Below are 17,109 nucleotides of genomic sequence, written 5' to 3'. Positions count from 1 at the left end.
CTATCCTCCCCTGCCTCCGGTCCGAGGCCGCCATGAGTCAGAACCCGCATCAGTCGTCCCTCTTCCGGCAGGAAGCGCTGGACCACTACGCCAAGCCCGAGGTCCGGGGGAACCTGCTCCGGGTCGACCCCTTCTGGGCGCGCGTCACGTACTGGCTCATCCTCGTGCTGGCGCTCGTGCTGGGCGTGGGCCTCACCGTCGTCGAAATCAACGACTACGCGACGGGGCCCGTGCTCATCCAGGTCCGCGGCCTGGAGGACCTGACGGTGACGTCCGCGGGGCGCGTCAGCAAGGTGCTGGTGGAGCGCGGGCAGTACGTCCAGGCCGGGCAGCCGCTGGTGGAGCTGCACTCCCCGGTGGAGCAGGCCGAGCGCAGCCGGATGACGCAGGAGTTCCGCGCCCAGCTCGCCGCGGGCCTGATGAACCCGCTCGACGCCATGTCCCGCCAGGCGCTCTCCACGCTGCGCAGCCAGGTGGACATGAGCGAGGCGCGGCTGTCGGAGCGCGTGCTCCGGGCCACCGTCAGTGGCCGCGTCTACGACGTCCGCGTGCGGGAGAACCAGTACCTGAACGCGGGGCAGGCGGTGGCCTCCATCCTCCAGGACGGCGCGGAGACGTTCGCGCTGGCGCTCGTGCCCGGCCAGTACCGGCCCATGCTGGAGCCCGGTCAGCAGATTCGCATGGAGGTCGCGGGCTTCCCCTACGCGTACCAGTACTTCCAGGTGACGTCCGTCAGTGACGAGCTGGTGGGCCCCGCCGAGGTGCGACGCTACCTGGGCCCCGGACTGGGAGACGCCCTGCCCCTCCAGGGTCCGCACGTCGCGGTGGAGGGCCGGCTCCCGGGCGCGACCTTCGACGTGGATGGACGCAACTACGCCTATTACACGGGCATGCCCGGCATGGCCTGGGTGCGCGTGCGCGCGCGCAACGGCTGGCTGACCCTCTTCCCCGTGCTCGAGCTCCTCGGAAAACAGCGTGGCTGAAGAAGAAGACACCTCAGGCTCCCTCTTCGACCGCTTCCCCGCCCTGGCTCGCATTGGCGAGCACCTGCGGCGAAGGCGCGTCCCCTTCGTGGCGCAGCTCACGGCCACCGACTGCGGCGCCGCGTGCCTGGCCATGGTGCTGGGCTACTGGGGCCGGCGCATCGACCTGGACGAGGTCCACGCGGCCACCGGCCTGACGCTGCGAGGAGTGAGCGCGCTGGCGCTGCTCGAAGCCAGCCAGCGCTTCGGGCTGGTGGGCCGCGCGGCCCGGGCGGACATCGACGAGCTGCACCTGCTGGAGCCCGCCACCATCCTCCACTGGGAGTTCCGCCACTTCGTCGTCTTCGAGCGGCTGACGTCCAAGGGCGTGGAGCTGGTGGACCCCGGCTTCGGCCGCCGCGTCGTGCCCATGGAGCAGTTCCGCAAGTCCTTCACGGGCGTCGCGCTGCTCTTCGAGCCGTCGGAGTCCTTCGAGAAGGGCGGCACCGTCCCAGGGCCCCGCCGCTACCTGCGGCTCGTCACCGAGCGCGGCACCACGCTGCGGCGCATCGTCGTGATGTCGGTGCTGCTCCAGTTATTCGCGCTCGCGCTGCCGTCACTCACGGGCGCGGTGGTGGACCGGGTGGTGCCCAGCGGCGACACCACGCTGCTGGCCATCCTCTCCGCGGGCATGGGGCTGCTCGTCGTCTTCCAGTTCGTCTCGTCGCTCGTGCGCGCGCACCTGCTGCTGCACCTGCGCACGTACCTGGACGCGCGGATGACCGTGGGCTTCCTGGACCACCTGGTGCGGCTACCCTTCTCCTTCTTGCAGCTGCGCTCGACGGGCGACCTGATGAGCCGGCTCAACAGCAACGCCACGGTGCGTGAGCTGCTGACGTCCGGCGCGCTGTCCGCGGTGCTGGATGGCACGCTCGTCTGCATCTACCTGCTGCTGCTCTTCTACGGGAGCTGGCAGCTGGCCCTGCTCGCGCTGGGGTTGGCGCTGCTCCAGGTGCTCGTCTTCCTGTTCGCGCGCAAGCGTCAGCGCGAGCTGATGTCCCGCAGCCTGGAGGTGAATGCCAGCGCGCAGAACTACGAGGTCGAGCTCTTCAACGGCATGCAGACGCTCAAGGCCATGGGCCTGGAGGACCGGGCAGTGCAGCACTGGTCCAACCTCTACGTGGACGTGCTCAACGTCTCGCTGGACCGGGGCCGGCTGTCCGCGCTGACGGACTCCATCACCGCCACGCTGCGCATGGCCTCGCCGCTGGCGACGCTGGCGGTGGGCACGTGGCTGGTGCTGGACCAGCAGCAGCTGTCGCTGGGGGAGATGCTGGCCATCAACGCCCTGGCGGGGAACTTCCTCACGCCCATCTCCAGCCTGGTGGCCACCGCGTTCCAGCTCCAGTTGGTGGGCAGCTACCTGGACCGCGTGGACGACATCCTGCAGGCGAAGCCGGAGCAGACGGACGACACGCCCCGCCGCGCCCACACGCTCCAGGGCGGCATCCAGGTGGACCACGTCTCCTTCCAGTACGGCAGCCGCGCGACGCCGGTGCTCCAGGACGTCAGCCTGGACGTCAAGCCCGGGCAGTTCGTGGCGATTGTGGGCCGCTCCGGCGCGGGCAAGTCCACGCTGGCCAACCTGCTGCTAGGGCTCTACCTGCCGACGCAGGGGGACATCCGCTACGACGGCATCTCCCTGCGGGAGCTGGACTTGCGGGACGTGCGGCGGCAGATGGGCGCGGTGCTCCAGAACCCCGCGCTCTTCCAGGGCGACATCCGGAAGAACATCGCCTACTCGGACCCCGCGCTGCCGCTGGAGAAGGTGCTCGAGGCGGCCCGGCGCGCGCAGATTCACGATGAAGTCATGGCGATGCCCATGAAGTACGAGACGGTGTTGAGTGACATGGGCCACTCCCTGTCCGGAGGCCAGCGTCAGCGGCTCGCGCTGGCGCGCTCGCTGGTGCATGGCCCGGCCATCCTGCTGCTGGACGAGGCCACCAACGCGCTGGACACGAAGACGGAGCGGGCCGTCCAGGACGCCATCGCGGAGCTCCACTGCACGCGCGTGGTGATTGCCCACCGGCTGACCACCATCCGGGACGCGGACCTCATCCTCGTCATGGAGCAGGGCCGGCTGGTGGAGCAGGGACGGCACGACGAGCTGATGGCCCTCAAGGGGCACTACCACGAGCTGGTGGCGCAGCAGGACCGGGCCGCGCAGCAGAAGCTGGTGGGGTAAGGCGCGCGCCGCCCCTCAGGGCGCGCTCTTCGAGACAGCCGCGGGCGCCAGCTCCACCTCGGCCAGCAGGCCCGTGGCGAGCCGCTCCCGCACCTCCGCGTCGATGAGCAGCTTCGCCTCCGCCTTCTGGTGACGCGAGGAGGGGTCCACCTCTGGCGCGAGGCTGTCCACCTGCCCCTTCAGCGTCAGGCCCAGCGCGGGGAGATGGACTCGAACCGACGTGCCCGAGCGCACCGACGGCGACAGGTGCTCGGGCACGGCGAAGCGCAGCTTCAGCTCCTCGCTCACCAGCCGGAGGATGGGCGTCGCGCGCCCCACGATGACGCCGGGCACCAGGTACAGCTCGGTGACGCGGCCCGCGAACGGCGCGCGAATCCGCGCCTGCTCCACGTTGCGGCGAGCGGCATCGAGCAGCGCCTGCGCCTCCGCGCGGCGCGCCTGCGCCAGCTCCACGTTCACCTTCGCCAGGGCCACTTCCGTCTCCGCCGTCTCCATCACCTCCGCGGCGGTGAACTGACGGATGCGCTGCTCACGCTTCAGCCGCTGCTGCGCCTGGAGCAACAGCAGCTCGGTGCGGCTCACCTCGGCCTGGGCGGCCTGCTGCTGGGCCTGCCGCGCGGCGGCCTCCAACTGGAGCGGCTCCAGCTCCAGCCGGGCCACCACCTGCCCGGAGGTGACGCGCTCGCCCAGCCGCGCCTCCAGCCCCTGCAGCCGGCCATCCTGCTGCGACGTCAAGTCCAGCGTGTAGCGGGCCACCACCACGCCCACCAGGGAGTCCTCGGAGGAAACGCGCTTCGACGCCGGCGCCTCGGAGGTCGGCGCCGCGGCATGCGCCAGGGGGCCGCAGAGCAACGCGGCGCCTACGGCCCACCTTCGGAAGACCGTCCCGCTCACGTGGCGTGCTCTTCGCTGAAGGAGGGCCGGACATCCATGCGGCCTCCACGTTACACCGGGCGCGCGCCACCCTGAAACGGCCGAGGGCCGCGGCCCGGAGCACCTGGCTCCCGGCGCGGCCCTCGCGCCTCACCCGGCGGGTGAGGCCCGTGCCACTCAGGCGGCGGTGATGGCGCCGTCCTTGATGACGAAGTCGCGGCGGAAGGCCTTCGCCGTCAGCTCGGCGGGCGAGCGCAGCGAGTAGTCCCTGGCGATCTCCGTGCTCGGGATGAGGTGGAAGGCCGCCTTCGCCTCGGTGCCGCCGACCTCCAGCACCACGAAGCCGTGGGCGTCACCGTCCACGAACGCCATGCCGGGGTGCGCTTCCTTCAGCGACTTGTCCAGCTCCGTCACGATGTACCGGTACACCGAGCTGCCGGAGGAGAAGCCCGCGCCGATGACAGCCAGGCCCGCCAGCTCCTTGATGGAGCCGGAGGAGATGGCCGGCGCCGTCAGCGCGGGGATGCCGGACTCCACGGACGCGAAGGACGCGTGGATGTCGCCAGAGATGAACAGTGCGTTCTGCACCTGGTTGTCGCGCAGGAACTTCAAGAACTCCTGCTTCTTGGTGGGGAAGCCGTCCCACTGGTCCACGTTGAAGTAGAAGTCCTGGCGCAGCGTGGGGTCCGGGACGTCCGCCTTGTCGCTCAGCTTGAACACCATGGAGGTGAGCGAAATCGAGGAGACGATGATCTTCCACGCGTTGGTGGCCTGCACCGACTCCTGGAGCCACGCCTGCTGCTCGTTGCCGAAGATGCCCTCCGTGGCTCCCGCGGAGCCCATGTACTTGATGGCCGCGACCAGGTCGAAGATGGGCTTCACCACGACGTAGCGCGAGCCCTGGATGCCGAAGAGGCCCGTCTTGCCCATGTGCGCATAGGCCAGACCGCGCGGCGCGCCCGTCGCGGGGAGGAGCGGAACGGCCGACTCGCCCGCCGCCACGCGCGCCTGGTTGACGGCGTTGAGCACCTGGTTGACGTAGAGCAGCGCCTGCCCACCGGAAATCCAGAAGGCCGCCTTCGTGGCCGCCTCTTCCGCCGTGAGCCCGGCCGCGACGGCCTGCTGGACGTACACGCCGGTGAGGATCTGCTTGTAGGGCGTCAGCGCCTCCGCGTCGATGTCCACGTAGGCGAACATGTCCGACTGCAGCTGCGCCTGCGTGGCCTCCGGCAGCGTCGGCAGCACCATGGCCAGCTGCTCGGCCGGCACCGCCACCTTGCCCGGGTACGCGTCCTCGGGGATGAGGTGGTCGGGGCGGTAGGTGCGCGTGTCCGTCACCAGCAGCTTCAGGTTCCGGCCGAACTCGAAGTCGCGGTAGATGCGCGTCGGCTGGGCCACCACGGCGTTGATGTCGATGGCGCCCGCGTTGCTCGCGCCGTGGTCCATGGGGATGTACTCGAAGAAGGCCTGCTCCGCGTTGCGGCGCCGCTCGGTCTGCTTCTCGTTGGTCTTCTCGTCCGTGTACGTCGCGACGTCGCCCCAGCAGTCGTCGGAGAACTCGTGGTCATCCCAGGTGATGATGAACGCGTAGCGCTCATGCACCTGCTGGATGATTTTGTCCGTGCGCAGGTTCTTGTAGAGGTCGCGGTAGTTGGACAGCGAGTTGGCCGCGTAGAACGCCGTCAGGCCCGTGCCCTGGCGGAGCGCCTTCTCCGGCTCGCTGAAGACGATGCCGCGCCCGTCCACGGACTGGAACGACGCGTCGCCCGTCGTCTCGTAGACGTAGTCACCCAGGAACACGACGAAGTCGAGGTCCTCGTTGAGCTGCAGCAGGTGCTGCCACGCGTTGTAGTAGCGGCCGATGTAGTCCTGGCAGCTGGCGAAGACGAACTTCACCGGCACGTCGTCGCCCGCCGCCGGCGCGGTGCGGGTGCGGCCCGTCACCGTGGAGTACTTCTGGCCGTTCGCGTCGATGCTGAAGCGGTAGTAGTACGTCGTGCGCGCCGACAGGTTCGTCACCTTCACCTTCAGCGCATGGTCGAACTGCGCCTGCGCGGTGAAGGACTGGTCCAGCACCAGGCTGCTGAACGACTCGCTGGTGGAGACCTCCAGCCGCACCTGCGTGTTGGCGCCCGCGTTGTCCGGGTCCACCGCCCGCACCCACAACACCACGCTGTCCGGCCGCGGATCCCCCGAGCACACCGACTGCGGGAAGTACTTCTCACCAGCATCCGACGACGTCTCGTCGTCGGAGCATCCGAACGCAGTGGTCGCGGCGACGGCGACGGCGGCCTGGAGGAAACTGCGGCGTTTGAATCGGTCGAACAAGGTGGGACTCCGGATTGCGCGGGTTGGGAAGCAGGGCCGCGAGTCTAGAGCGCCCTTCCGCTCCGCAGGAAACATCCCCACGGAATGAAACGACAACGCGCCGTGTCACCCACGCCCGGTGCGAACCGGCGCGAGCGACACCGGACGCCAAGCAAAAGGGCCGCCCACCTCGCGGCGGACGGCCCTCTGGCTTTCATGGCGAATTGCCACCATCCGGGAAAACGCCCCGGAAACCGGACTACTTCACGGCCTTCACGCGGCCGCGCTTCTCGCTGCCACCTTCGAGCGGCGCGGACTCGTCCGGCACCGCGGCGACGGGCGCGGCACCCGTCTTGCCGATGCCGTACTTCTCCAGCACGCGGCCTTCGATGTCCTTGGCAATCTCCGGGTGCTCGCGCAGGTACTCCTTCACGTTCTCCCGGCCCTGGCCGATGCGCTCACCGTTGAAGGAGAACCAGCTGCCGCTCTTCTCCACGATGTTCTCGTTGGAGGCGAGGTCGATGAGGTCGCCCTCACGGGAGATGCCCGTGCCGTACATGATGTCGAACTCGACTTCCTTGAACGGCGGCGCGACCTTGTTCTTCACCACCTTCACGCGGGTGCGGCTGCCCACCACGTTGTCGCCATTCTTGATGGCGCCGATGCGGCGGATGTCCAGGCGCTGCGACGCGTAGAACTTCAGCGCGTTGCCGCCCGTGGTCGTCTCCGGGTTGCCGAACATCACGCCAATCTTCATGCGAATCTGGTTGATGAAGATGACGCACGTCTGGCTCTTGGAGATGGTGCCCGTCAGCTTGCGGAGCGCCTGGCTCATGAGGCGGGCCTGCACACCCATGTGCGCGTCGCCCATCTCACCCTCGAGCTCCGCCTTCGGCACGAGCGCGGCCACCGAGTCCACCACCAGCACGTCGATGGCGCCCGAGCGCACCAGCATCTCCGCGATTTCCAGCGCCTGCTCACCGGTGTCCGGCTGGCTCAGCAGCAGGTCATCGGTGCGCACGCCCAGCTTGCGCGAGTAGCCCACGTCCAGCGCGTGCTCCGCGTCCACGTAGCCGCAGATGCCGCCGCGCTTCTGCGCTTCTGCGACGATGTGGAGACACAGCGTCGTCTTGCCGGACGACTCCGGCCCGAAGATTTCGATGATGCGGCCCTTGGGCACGCCACCCACGCCCAGGGCGATGTCCAGCGAGATGGAGCCCGTCGGGATGGCCTGAACGTCGCGCATCAGCGGCTCGTCGTTGCCGAGCCGCATGATGGACCCCTTGCCGAACTGGCGCTCCACCGCGGACATCGCCAGTTCGATCGCCTTTTCCTTCTCCTGATTCACGGCCATTGCTCGTAGCTCCTTGTATTGGCGAGCCACCCCGGCCCACCTGAACGCGCTTTTAGTACGCGATGGGTAGACCCTAGTCCACCCCTCTGACATCCGTGTTGCATCCTGCCGGTCAGCCCTCGCGGAGGGCAGCCAGGAGGGCGGCCACCAGCCCCGCCAGTCCCACCCACAGCCCCGTGTGCGCCACGCCGAGGACGGCCAGCAACGCTCCGACCAGGGAGACAACGGTCAGCAGCAGCACCCCCACGCGGTACACGGGCGTCCGGGGCGGAGCAAGCCACAAGGCGGCCATCGCCAGCAGGGAGAGCCCCACCTGGGAGGTGAGCAGGCTGGCGTCCCCCTTGGGGAAGAGCGCTTCATGGACGACTTGTGCCCCAATGCCTCCCACCAACACCGCCATGCACGTACCTGGCTTCAGGCGCTGCGTCTTGCGCTGCAGGGTGTTGGCGCGCAGGTGCTCCAGGTCCTCGGGCTGGACCTCCAGGGCGTAGGGGAAGCCCAGGGACAAAAGGGCCTCCACCGCGGCCGCGCGGCAGGTGCGCCCCTGCGCATCCACCAGTCCGGCGAGCCGCCCGCTCTCCAGCAGCCGCAGGAAGGTGTCCGCCACCAGCCGGTCTCCGCCCGTCCTGGCCATCCGGGACAGTTGGAGGTTCAGCCGCGCCGCCACCAGGGGACGCTCCGCCTCCGGCACCCGCGGGGCCTGCTCCGTCAAGACCAGCACTGGCAGGGGGAGGTCCAACGGCGGCGTGGGCGCGCCCGGGAGCCTCGGGGCCCGCGCGGCTTGCGGCGGCACGGGCTCGGGGGGCGCCTCCCACGGCGCGACGTCGCGCGGCGGCGGCGCGTCCTCCACCTCCAGGGCGCGCTGCGAGGGCGGATGGATGCGAGGCGCGTCGGGCACGGAGGAAACTGTAGCCACGGCCCTGGGGGAGGTTCAAAGCGAAGTGCTCCCGCAACTTTCACCGGGCAACGGGGTTGATGTCGGAGTGGACGACGCGGACTTGGACGCACAGGCGATGCTGAGGGTGGCGGCGGGAGACCGGCGGGCCTTTGCCTGGCTGTTCGACCGCTACCACGCGAGCGTGGCGCGCTTCGCGCTGCGCTTCGTGGGCAACCGGGAGCGGGCCGAGGAGCTGACGCAGGACATCTTCGTGAAGCTCTACCGGAACGCGCGGGCCTACCAGCCCACGGCGCGCTTCAAGACGTTCCTCTTCCGGGTGGCCACCAACCACTGCCTCAACGAGGTGCGGCGCGGCGAGTACCGGACGCCACACGCGCCGGACGCAGACGACACGGAAGGAGGGGAGATGGAAGGTCCCCGGGGCGACAGGCCGGATGCGGCGCTGGAGGGGCGGGAGCTGGAGCGGGCGGTGAGCGAGGCCCTGGCCGGAATGAGCGCCCGGGAGCGCGCGGCCTTCACCATGTGCCGCTTCGAAGGCATGGCGTACCGGGACATCGCGGACGCGCTGGAGGCGAGCGAGTCCGCCGTGAAGAGCCTCATCCACCGCGCCACGCTGGCGGTGGCGCGCAGGATTGAAGCGCTGCAGGCGGGCACCGTGCCCGCGAGGAGCAGGGCATGAGCTGTGATGACGCGGATGATTTGACGGCGTACGTGGACGGCGAGCTGCCACCGGCCCGTGACGCGCGGGTGCGTGCCCACCTGGGCGCCTGCGCGGCCTGCCGCGCCACCGAGGCGCTGCTGCGCACCACCGTGGCGCGGCTGGCGGAGCTGCCCGCCTTCGAGCCCTCGCCGGCCACGCGGCGCGCGGTGCTGGCGAAGCTGGACGCGCTGCCCATGTCCTGGCCGGAGCGGATGAGGACCTGGCTGCGCCCGGCGGTGCTGTGGCCCTCCGCCGGACTGGTGGCGGTGCTGGCCGTGTCCCTGCTGATGCCGCGCCCTGGCCCGGACGCGCCGCTGGCGCTGGAGGACGCGTCCGTCATGGAGCTGGCGGCGAACCTGGAGCTGGCCGAGGACTACGAGCTGCTGGGGCTCGACAGCATGGCGGACCTGGAGGTCGTCGCGGACCTCCACGAGCTGGAGGTGGTGCAATGAGGAACGGGAACCTGGCGGCCACACTGACGCTGGGCGTGGCGCTGCTCACGGGCGCCGCCGCGCGCGCGGAGGCTCCAGCGCCCCGGACGGCGGCCGAGCGCTTCGAGCAACTGACGCCAGAGCAGAAGGAGGCGCTGCGCGCGAAGCTGCGCGAGTTCAAGGCGATGCCGCCCGCCGAACAGGCGCGCATCCGCGCCAACCTCCAGCGCTGGCGCCAGCTGCCGCCCGAGGAGCGCGAGCGCATCCGCGCCAACCTGCGCGAGTTCAAGCGCCTCACGCCCGCGGAAAGACAGGCCCTGCGCGAGCGGGCCCGGGACTTGAGGAAGCTGGACCCGGAGCAGCGCGCCGAGCTGCGCCAGCGCCTGCGGCAATACCTGAAGGAGCACCCGGAGCGCCGCGAGCAGCTGCTGGAGAACGTCCGCCGCTGGCGGCAGCTGTCGCCCGAGCAGCGGCAGGAGGTCCGGGAGCGCCTGCGCGAAAGGCGGCGCCGTTGAGCGGCGCCCTGTCCGCCGTCGTCCTGCTGTGCCTGCTGCCCCTGGGCGCCACCGCCGCCGAGCCCCAAGCCGCCACGCCCGCGCCGCCCCCCAGCACCCCCACGAAGCCGCCCCCGCCCGGCGAGCCTCCGCGCGCCCGCGTCACGCTCTCCGAGGAGGACCAGGAGGTGGTCGAGCACCTGGAGCTGCTGGAGAGCCTGGACGCCGCCGAGGACCTGGACCTGCTGCTCGAGCTGGGCCGGGAGGACTGACGCCCCCGACGCGGAGACGACGAAGCCCGAGCCCCCTTCGTGGGAGCCCGGGCTTCTGGCGCTTCAGGTCCGAAGCCGCGCGACGGCTACTCCACCGTCACGCTCTTGGCCAGGTTGCGCGGCTGGTCCACGTCGTTCCCGCGCAGGTCCGCCACGTGGTAGGCGAGCAACTGCAAGGGGATGGTGGCCACCACCGGCGCCAGCAGCGCGCAGGCCGCGGGAATCCGGATGACGTGGTCGGCCAGCGTGGCCACGTGCTCGTCGTCCTCGTCGATGATGGCAATCACCTTGCCACCGCGCGCGCGGACCTCCTCGATGTTGCCAATGATTTTCTCGTAGGCGACGTGCGGCTGCTTCGGCGCGATGACGACCACCGGCATCTTGTCGTCGATGAGCGCGATGGGGCCGTGCTTCATCTCACCGCCCGCGTAGCCCTCCGCGTGGATGTACGAGATTTCCTTCAGCTTGAGCGCGCCCTCCAGCGCCACCGGGTGCATGGGGCCGCGGCCGAGGAAGAGGAAGTCCTGCGCGTTCATGTACTCGCGCGACACGCGCGTCACGGCCGGCTCGCACTTGAGGACGTCCTCAACCATCTTCGGCACCTGCGTCAGGTGCGTCAGGTGCTCCTGCGCCGCCGGCACGGACAGGGTGCCGCGCATGCGGCCCAGCTTGACGGCCAGCAGGTACAGGGCCACCAGCTGCGTGGTGAACGCCTTGGTGGACGCCACGCCAATCTCCGGGCCCGCGTTGGTGAGCACGGAGAATTCGGCCTCGCGCGTCATCGCGCTGCCAATGACGTTGCAGATGGCCATGGCCGTGGCCCCGCGGGCCTTGGCCTCCTTGAAGGCCGCCAGCGTGTCCGCCGTCTCGCCCGACTGGCTGATGGCGATGGCCAGGTGCGTGCCGTCGACGATGGGGTCGCGGTAGCGGAACTCGCTCGCCAGCTCCACCTCCACCGGCAGGCGCGCCAGCGACTCAATCATGTGCTTGCCCGCGACACCGGAGTGCCACGACGTGCCACACGCGAGGATGGTGACCTTCGTCAATGAGCGGACCTTCTCTGCCGACAGGTTCCAGCCCTCGAAGTGGACGTCGCCTTCCGACAGGAGCATCCGGCCGCGCAGCGTGTCCGCGATGGCGCGGGGCTGCTCCCAGATTTCCTTGTGCATGAAGTGCTTGTGGCCGCCCTTCTCCGCCATCATCGGCGTCCAGTCGATGCGGCGGGTGGGCCGGTTCACCTTCTGGCCCTGGCGGTTGTAGATGTCCACGGCCGCCGCGGTGATGACGGCCAGGTCACCCTCTTCCATGTAGACGAAGTCGCGCGTGTGCTCGAGCAGCGCGGGCACGTCGCTGGCCAGGAAGTTCTGGCCTTCGCCCAGGCCCAGCACCATGGGCGAGGCGTCCTTGGTGCAGACGATGCGGTGGGGCTCACTGGCCGTCAGCACGGCCAGCGCGTAGGTGCCCCTCACCTGGGCAATGGCCGCGCGCACCGCGTCCGGCAGCTCCAGGCCACGCTCCAGCCCTTCGGAGATGAGGTGCGCGAACACCTCCGAGTCCGTCTCCGAGGAGAAGACGTGTCCACGCGCGCGCAGCTGCTCCTTGAGCGCCAGGTGGTTCTCGATGATGCCGTTGTGCACCACCGCCACGTCCTTGTACGTGTGCGGGTGCGCGTTCTCGTCGGAGGGCCGCCCGTGGGTGGCCCAGCGGGTGTGCCCGATGCCGATGTTCCCCGGCGGCTGGTCCGCCACCACCCGGTTCTCCAGGTTGCGCAGCTTGCCCGTGGCCCGCACGACGTTGAGCTTGCGCTGGTTCAGCACCGCCACGCCCGCCGAGTCATAGCCACGGTATTCGAGCCGCTTCAGGCCCGACACCAGGATGGGGGCTGATTCCTTGTCACCGACGTAACCAACAATCCCGCACATAGTTGCACCTCTCTCGCACGCCCACGCCCGCCGGAGCAATCCGCGGGATTCCCCTACATCCCTGCCGCGCAGCACTCTGCCTGGTTCCCAAGCAAGAGCCGCGCCGCCTATCCCGCCCGAGCCTTCGCCTGCCGCGCCTTCTTGGTGGCCACCCAACCCTCCTTGGTCACCTGTGGCGTTCGGGACACAGCGAGGCTCCCTGGAGGCACATTTTTCGTCACGGTGGTGCCCGCGCCGACATACGAGCCGTCGCCCACCTTCACGGGCGCGACGAGCTGGGTGTCGGAGCCGATGAACACCCCATCACCCAGTTCAGTCAGGTGCTTGTTCACCCCGTCATAGTTACAGGTGATGGTGCCCGCCCCCACGTTGCACCCTGAACCAATGACAGCGTCCCCCAGGTACGTGAGGTGGTTGGCCTTCGAACCTTTTCCAATGCGGGCCTTCTTCGTCTCCACGAAGTTGCCCAGATGCACGTCCTCGGCCAGCTCCGTCCCGGGGCGCAGCCGCGAGAAGGGACCGATGACGTTGCGCGCCCCCACCCGGGCCTCTTCCAGCACGGAGTAGGGCTTGATGAGGGTGCCGTCCGCCACGGTGGAGGCATGCAGCACGCTGCCCTGGCCAATGGTGCAGCCCTTGCCCACCACGGTGCCCGCGGCCAGCGTGACGCAGGGGCCGATTTCGGTGTCGGGCCCCACGGTGACGCCTTCCTCGATGTAGGCGGTGGCGGGGTCCTGCAGCGAGACGCCGGCGCGCATGTGCGCCTCGTTGATGCGCTGCTGCAGCACGCGCGCGCGCGCGGCCAGCTCCACCCGGTCATTCACGCCGGCCGTCTCCGTGGCGTCCGCCTCCACCGAGCCCACCGGGCCCAGCTTCGCGGCCATCTCCACCAGGTCGGTGAGGTAGTACTCGCCCTGGGCGTTCTGCGGCTTGATTTCAGCCAGCGCCTTCCAGAGGAACGCCGCGTCCACGGAGTAGATGCCGGCGTTGCACTCGCGCACCGCGCGCTGCTCCGGGGTGCAGTCCTTGTGCTCCACGATGCGCGTCACCTTGCCACCCTCGCGGATGACCCGGCCGTAGCCCGTGGGGTCCTCCAGGGTGGTGGACACCATGGCCAGCGTCCCGCCCGCCTGGTCATGGGCGGCCAGCAGCGCCTCCAGCGTCTCGCGACGCAGCAACGGCACGTCGCCGTAGAGGATGAGGACCCGCCCGGAGTAGCCCTTCAGGGCCTCCTCGGCGGAGCGCACCGCGTCCGCCGTCCCGCGCTGTTCACGCTGGAGCGCGAAGCGCAGGGGGGCCTCCGGGAAGAGGCCTCGGACGGCCTGCTCCACCGCCTCCGCCTGATGGCCCACCACGGGGACCACCGACGTCGCGCCCAGTTCAAGGGCCCGCTTGAGGGGATACGCGCAAAGGGGCCGGCCGAGGATGGGGTGAAGGACCTTCGCCTTCTCCGACTTCATCCGCGTGCCCTTGCCCGCGCACAGCACCACCGCCGCCAGAACGCTCATGCGGCGGAGAATTAGGGACAGCGAATCGAGTCGTCAACCGCCCGAGGATCAGAAGGCGTGACGGTGTCCACCGGCCGTGCCTTCGCACTGACCGAGACGCACAGGGTGTTGCGTTGAATCGTGATGCCGAAGCTGGGCTTCAAGAAGACCGTCACCTCGGCCGCGCCAGGCGCGGCGCCAGGTAGGGTCTTTTTCTCGGGTATGGCTGTCGTGCTCATACGCTCCCCCGGACGCGATTCATGATGGGACCAGGATGCACGTCGTCGGAGAACAATCCAAGAGGAAAAATGTTGCCGGGCTGAAATCCTGGTCCCGGCCACACGGTTCGTGCATACCGAGACACATGTAGTCCGTCTGCTCCCCTGGCGTCGCCGGACTGGAGGGTAGGCTTTTGTCGCCCGGGTAACACACCACCCAGGACAAAAGCCAGCGATGGACTGTTCAGACAACGCGAGGAGGGCTGGACCTGTGAAGGAAACAAGCTTCCGCGGTGCGGTGGTGAAGCGCGGGCTGCTGGCCGCGGTGTTGGTGGCGGCGAGCGTCGCGCAGGCGGCGCGCCCATACCGGGGCGGCGCGGTGGCCACGGCCTACCCCCAGGCGAGCGCGGCGGCGCTGGAGATGCTGGAGAAGGGCGGCAACGCCACGGACGCGGCGGTGGCGGCGGCCTTCGTGGCGGCGGTGGTGGGGCCCTACCACTCCGGCCTTGGCGGTGGCGGCTTCGCGTTGGTGCACGACGCCAGGAGCGGCGACACGAAGGTGCTGGACTTCCGCGAGGTGGCCCCCAAGGCGGCCACGCGCGACATGTACCTGAAGGACGGCAAGGTGGTGCCGGGCCTGTCCACGGACGGCGCGCTGAGCGTGGCGGTGCCGGGCGCCGTCGCGGGCTACCTGGAGCTGCTCAAGGCGCACGGGAAGCTGAAGCCAGCGGTGGTGCTGGCGCCGGCCATCGCCGCGGCGCGCAAGGGCCTGTGGGTGACGCCGCGCTACCGCACCATGGCGGAGGGCCGGCTGGCCTGCCTGAGCCGGGACGCGGAGGCCTCGCGCGTGTTCCTGGTGAAGGACGCACAGGGCCAGTGGGCAGCGCCGCCCGTGGGGCACGTCCTCCGCCAGCCCGACCTGGCGCGCACGCTGGCCTCCATCGCGAAGGGCGGCGCCAAGGCCTTCTATGCGGGGCCGGTGGCGAAGGCCATCGCCACGTCGGTCCAGGCCGGCGGCGGCATCCTCACCCAGGAGGACCTCGCGACCTACAAGACGCGCGGCGCCACGCCCCTGGAGGGCCGCTACCGCGGCCACCGCATCCTCACCATGCCGCCGCCGAGCGCGGGCGGCGTGGCCGTCATCCAGGTGCTGACCGCGATGGAGCAACTGCGTCCCCAGGGCGTGCCGTTCCGCGACGCGGAGGCGCTGCACCTCTACGTGGAGGCCGTGCGGCGGGCCTACGTGGACCGCGCGAAGCACCTGGGAGACCCGGCCTTCGTGGACGTGCCCCTGGCGCGGCTGGTGTCGCCCGGCCACGTCGCGGACCTGGCGGGCGCCATCGACCCGAAGAAGGCCACGCCCAGCGCGTCACTGCTGGCGCCGAAGGAGGGCGTGCGGGGCTCCACGCTGACGGACGAGCCCACCACCCTGACGCCCGAGCCGGAGAAGAAGAACACCACGCACATCTCCGTCATCGACAAGGACGGCAACGCGGTGGCCATGACGACCACGGTGAACTACGGCTTCGGCTCGTGCGTGGTGGCCAAGGGCACCGGCGTGCTGCTCAACGATGAGATGGATGACTTCGCCGCGCAGCCGGGCGTGCCCAACGCCTACGGCCTGGTGACGGGCGAGCCCAACGCGATTGCGCCGGGCAAGGTGCCGCTGTCCTCCATGTCCCCCACGCTGGTGTTCGCCAAGGACGACTCCCGGCGCGTCATGCTCGCGGTGGGCAGCCCGGGCGGCTCCACCATCCCCACCACCGTCATCCAGGTCATCAGCAACGTGGTGGACCACGGCATGGACGTGGCGCGCGCGGTGAACGAGGGCCGCGTGCACCACCAGTACCTGCCCGACGAGGTGTGGGTGGACAAGTGGGGCCTGGAGCCGGCGACGCTGTCCGCGCTGGAGGCCAAGGGCCACAAGGTGCGCCGCGTGGAGCAGTGGGGCGACGCGGAGGCCGTCTACAGCGACCCGGAGACGGGGCTGCGCTTCTCCGCGAGCGACCCGCGCAACGAGGGCGCCGCCCTGGGACAGGACTGAGCAGTGCCCACCCCACCGCCCATCTTCGACGCCCACCTCCACCCGGAGAGCCTGAGCGACCAGGATTTGGAGTCCATGCGCTTCTTCGGCGTGGAGCGGGCGCTGGTGGTGGCGCACCACTTCCCGGAGCCCACGTCCAAGGCGCTGCTGCGGCACTTCGATGACCTGGTGGAGCGCCAGCTTCCCCGGTTGGAGCGCCTGGGCATCCGCGCGTACGCGGCCCTGGGCGTCCACCCGCGCTGCATCCCCCGGCGCGGCTTGAGCGAGGTGCTGTCCGCGCTGCCCGGCTACTTCCAGGGCGGGCGCGTGGTGGCGCTGGGCGAGACGGGCCTGCACACGGGCGGCGAGGAGGAAGAGGAAGCCTTCCTGGAGCAGCTCGCGCTGGCCCGGAGCCTCAAGCTGCGCGTGGTGGTGCACACCCCCACCACCGACAAGGAGCGCCACACGCGGCGCATCCTCACGCTCCTGAGGCAGTCCGGCCTGCTGCCCTCGCGCGCGCTGGTGGACCACGCCAACGCCCGCACGGTGCGCACCATCCTGGAGGTGGGCCACTGGGCCGGGCTGACGCTGCACCCCGAGGCGCTCAAGGCCGAGCGCGCGGTGGTGCTGGTGCGGCGGCTGGGCAGTGAGCGGCTGGTGCTCAACTCCGACGCGGGCGACGGCGCCGGTGACATCCTCGGCCTGGCGCGCGCCGCCAACCTGCTGGCCAAGGCCCGCCTGTCCGAGCGCATCGTCCGCCGCATCACCCACGAGAACGCCGCCCGCTTCTTCCAAGTGGGCGGCTGACGCTCGCGCGGCGCCGCACAGCCACCGTGGCCGGACGGTGTTGACCCGGGTCAACCCTCCTCCACGGCGGAATCTTGCGATGAAACGGCGCGCTCTTCGTCATTCCCATCAGGAGC

At 70.1% G+C, this 17,109-nt stretch carries 14 protein-coding genes; 8 read left to right on the top strand and 6 right to left on the bottom strand.

The window, feature by feature from the left end; translation table 11 throughout:
- The first annotated feature begins 32 nt into the window (after positions 1-32).
- Both KGD87_RS33660 and KGD87_RS33655 read left to right on the top strand, forming a co-directional pair.
- Positions 33-983: an efflux RND transporter periplasmic adaptor subunit gene (locus KGD87_RS33660; RefSeq protein ID WP_284665023.1), complete on the top strand. Its 951-nt coding sequence runs from the start codon at positions 33-35 to the stop codon at positions 981-983.
- Positions 976-3,207 carry a peptidase domain-containing ABC transporter gene (locus KGD87_RS33655; RefSeq protein WP_163782875.1) on the top strand — a complete coding sequence of 744 codons (2,232 nt, stop codon included), beginning with the start codon at positions 976-978 and terminating at the stop codon, positions 3,205-3,207. The genes KGD87_RS33660 and KGD87_RS33655 overlap by 8 nt, the downstream gene beginning before the upstream one ends.
- A 15-nt stretch (positions 3,208-3,222) precedes the next feature.
- Here the strand turns inward: KGD87_RS33655 and KGD87_RS33650 are convergent, their stop codons facing one another.
- The 4 genes from KGD87_RS33650 to KGD87_RS33635 form a co-directional block, all read right to left on the bottom strand.
- Positions 3,223-4,101: an efflux RND transporter periplasmic adaptor subunit gene (locus KGD87_RS33650; RefSeq protein WP_284665022.1), complete on the bottom strand. Its 879-nt coding sequence runs from the start codon at positions 4,099-4,101 to the stop codon at positions 3,223-3,225.
- Positions 4,102-4,257: 156 nt separating this feature from the next.
- Positions 4,258-6,483 carry an alkaline phosphatase D family protein gene (locus KGD87_RS33645; protein ID WP_284668727.1) on the bottom strand — a complete coding sequence of 742 codons (2,226 nt, stop codon included), beginning with the start codon at positions 6,481-6,483 and terminating at the stop codon, positions 4,258-4,260.
- A 163-nt stretch (positions 6,484-6,646) separates the two neighbouring features.
- Positions 6,647-7,741 carry a recombinase RecA gene (recA, locus tag KGD87_RS33640; protein ID WP_284665021.1) on the bottom strand — a complete coding sequence of 365 codons (1,095 nt, stop codon included), beginning with the start codon at positions 7,739-7,741 and terminating at the stop codon, positions 6,647-6,649.
- A 112-nt stretch (positions 7,742-7,853) separates the two neighbouring features.
- Positions 7,854-8,657: a hypothetical protein gene (locus KGD87_RS33635; RefSeq protein ID WP_284665020.1), complete on the bottom strand. Its 804-nt coding sequence runs from the start codon at positions 8,655-8,657 to the stop codon at positions 7,854-7,856.
- A 67-nt stretch (positions 8,658-8,724) separates the two neighbouring features.
- Between KGD87_RS33635 and KGD87_RS33630 the strand changes: the two genes are divergently transcribed.
- From KGD87_RS33630 to KGD87_RS33615, 4 genes are read left to right on the top strand one after another with little or no spacing between them, the layout of a single operon-like run.
- Positions 8,725-9,318, top strand: a complete 594-nt coding sequence (locus KGD87_RS33630; protein WP_284665019.1) for an RNA polymerase sigma factor — start codon at positions 8,725-8,727, stop codon at positions 9,316-9,318.
- Positions 9,315-9,791, top strand: a complete 477-nt coding sequence (locus tag KGD87_RS33625) for an anti-sigma factor family protein (RefSeq protein ID WP_284665018.1) — start codon at positions 9,315-9,317, stop codon at positions 9,789-9,791. The genes KGD87_RS33630 and KGD87_RS33625 overlap by 4 nt, the downstream gene beginning before the upstream one ends.
- Positions 9,788-10,285: a DUF3106 domain-containing protein gene (locus tag KGD87_RS33620; protein WP_284665017.1), complete on the top strand. Its 498-nt coding sequence runs from the start codon at positions 9,788-9,790 to the stop codon at positions 10,283-10,285. Before KGD87_RS33625 ends, KGD87_RS33620 begins: the two co-directional genes overlap by 4 nt.
- Complete coding sequence (locus KGD87_RS33615; protein ID WP_284665016.1) at positions 10,282-10,536, top strand: hypothetical protein; 255 nt, start codon at positions 10,282-10,284, stop codon at positions 10,534-10,536. The genes KGD87_RS33620 and KGD87_RS33615 overlap by 4 nt, the downstream gene beginning before the upstream one ends.
- A gap of 86 nt (positions 10,537-10,622) precedes the next feature.
- On the opposite strand, the gene glmS is transcribed toward KGD87_RS33615, so the two are convergent.
- Both glmS and glmU read right to left on the bottom strand, forming a co-directional pair.
- Positions 10,623-12,458, bottom strand: coding sequence for a glutamine--fructose-6-phosphate transaminase (isomerizing) (glmS, locus tag KGD87_RS33610; protein ID WP_284665015.1), 1,836 nt, complete (start codon positions 12,456-12,458; stop codon positions 10,623-10,625).
- A gap of 107 nt (positions 12,459-12,565) precedes the next feature.
- Positions 12,566-13,978 (bottom strand): bifunctional UDP-N-acetylglucosamine diphosphorylase/glucosamine-1-phosphate N-acetyltransferase GlmU, encoded by a 1,413-nt coding sequence (gene glmU, locus KGD87_RS33605; protein ID WP_502888050.1) that lies wholly within the window; start codon positions 13,976-13,978, stop codon positions 12,566-12,568.
- Positions 13,979-14,398: 420 nt separating this feature from the next.
- Here glmU and ggt point away from each other — a divergent pair, with 420 nt between their 5' ends.
- Positions 14,399-16,207 (top strand): gamma-glutamyltransferase, encoded by a 1,809-nt coding sequence (gene ggt / locus KGD87_RS33600; RefSeq protein ID WP_284665013.1) that lies wholly within the window; start codon positions 14,399-14,401, stop codon positions 16,205-16,207.
- Positions 16,208-16,210: 3 nt separating this feature from the next.
- Positions 16,211-16,993 carry a TatD family hydrolase gene (locus tag KGD87_RS33595; protein ID WP_284665012.1) on the top strand — a complete coding sequence of 261 codons (783 nt, stop codon included), beginning with the start codon at positions 16,211-16,213 and terminating at the stop codon, positions 16,991-16,993.
- Positions 16,994-17,109: the final 116 nt, after the last annotated feature.

The sequence above is a fragment of the Myxococcus sp. SDU36 genome (assembly GCF_030168875.1).
In the GTDB taxonomy this organism is placed as follows: domain Bacteria; phylum Myxococcota; class Myxococcia; order Myxococcales; family Myxococcaceae; genus Myxococcus; species Myxococcus vastator.
Note: the sequence above shows the minus strand (reverse complement) of the source record. Positions and strands in the feature narration are given on the sequence as shown.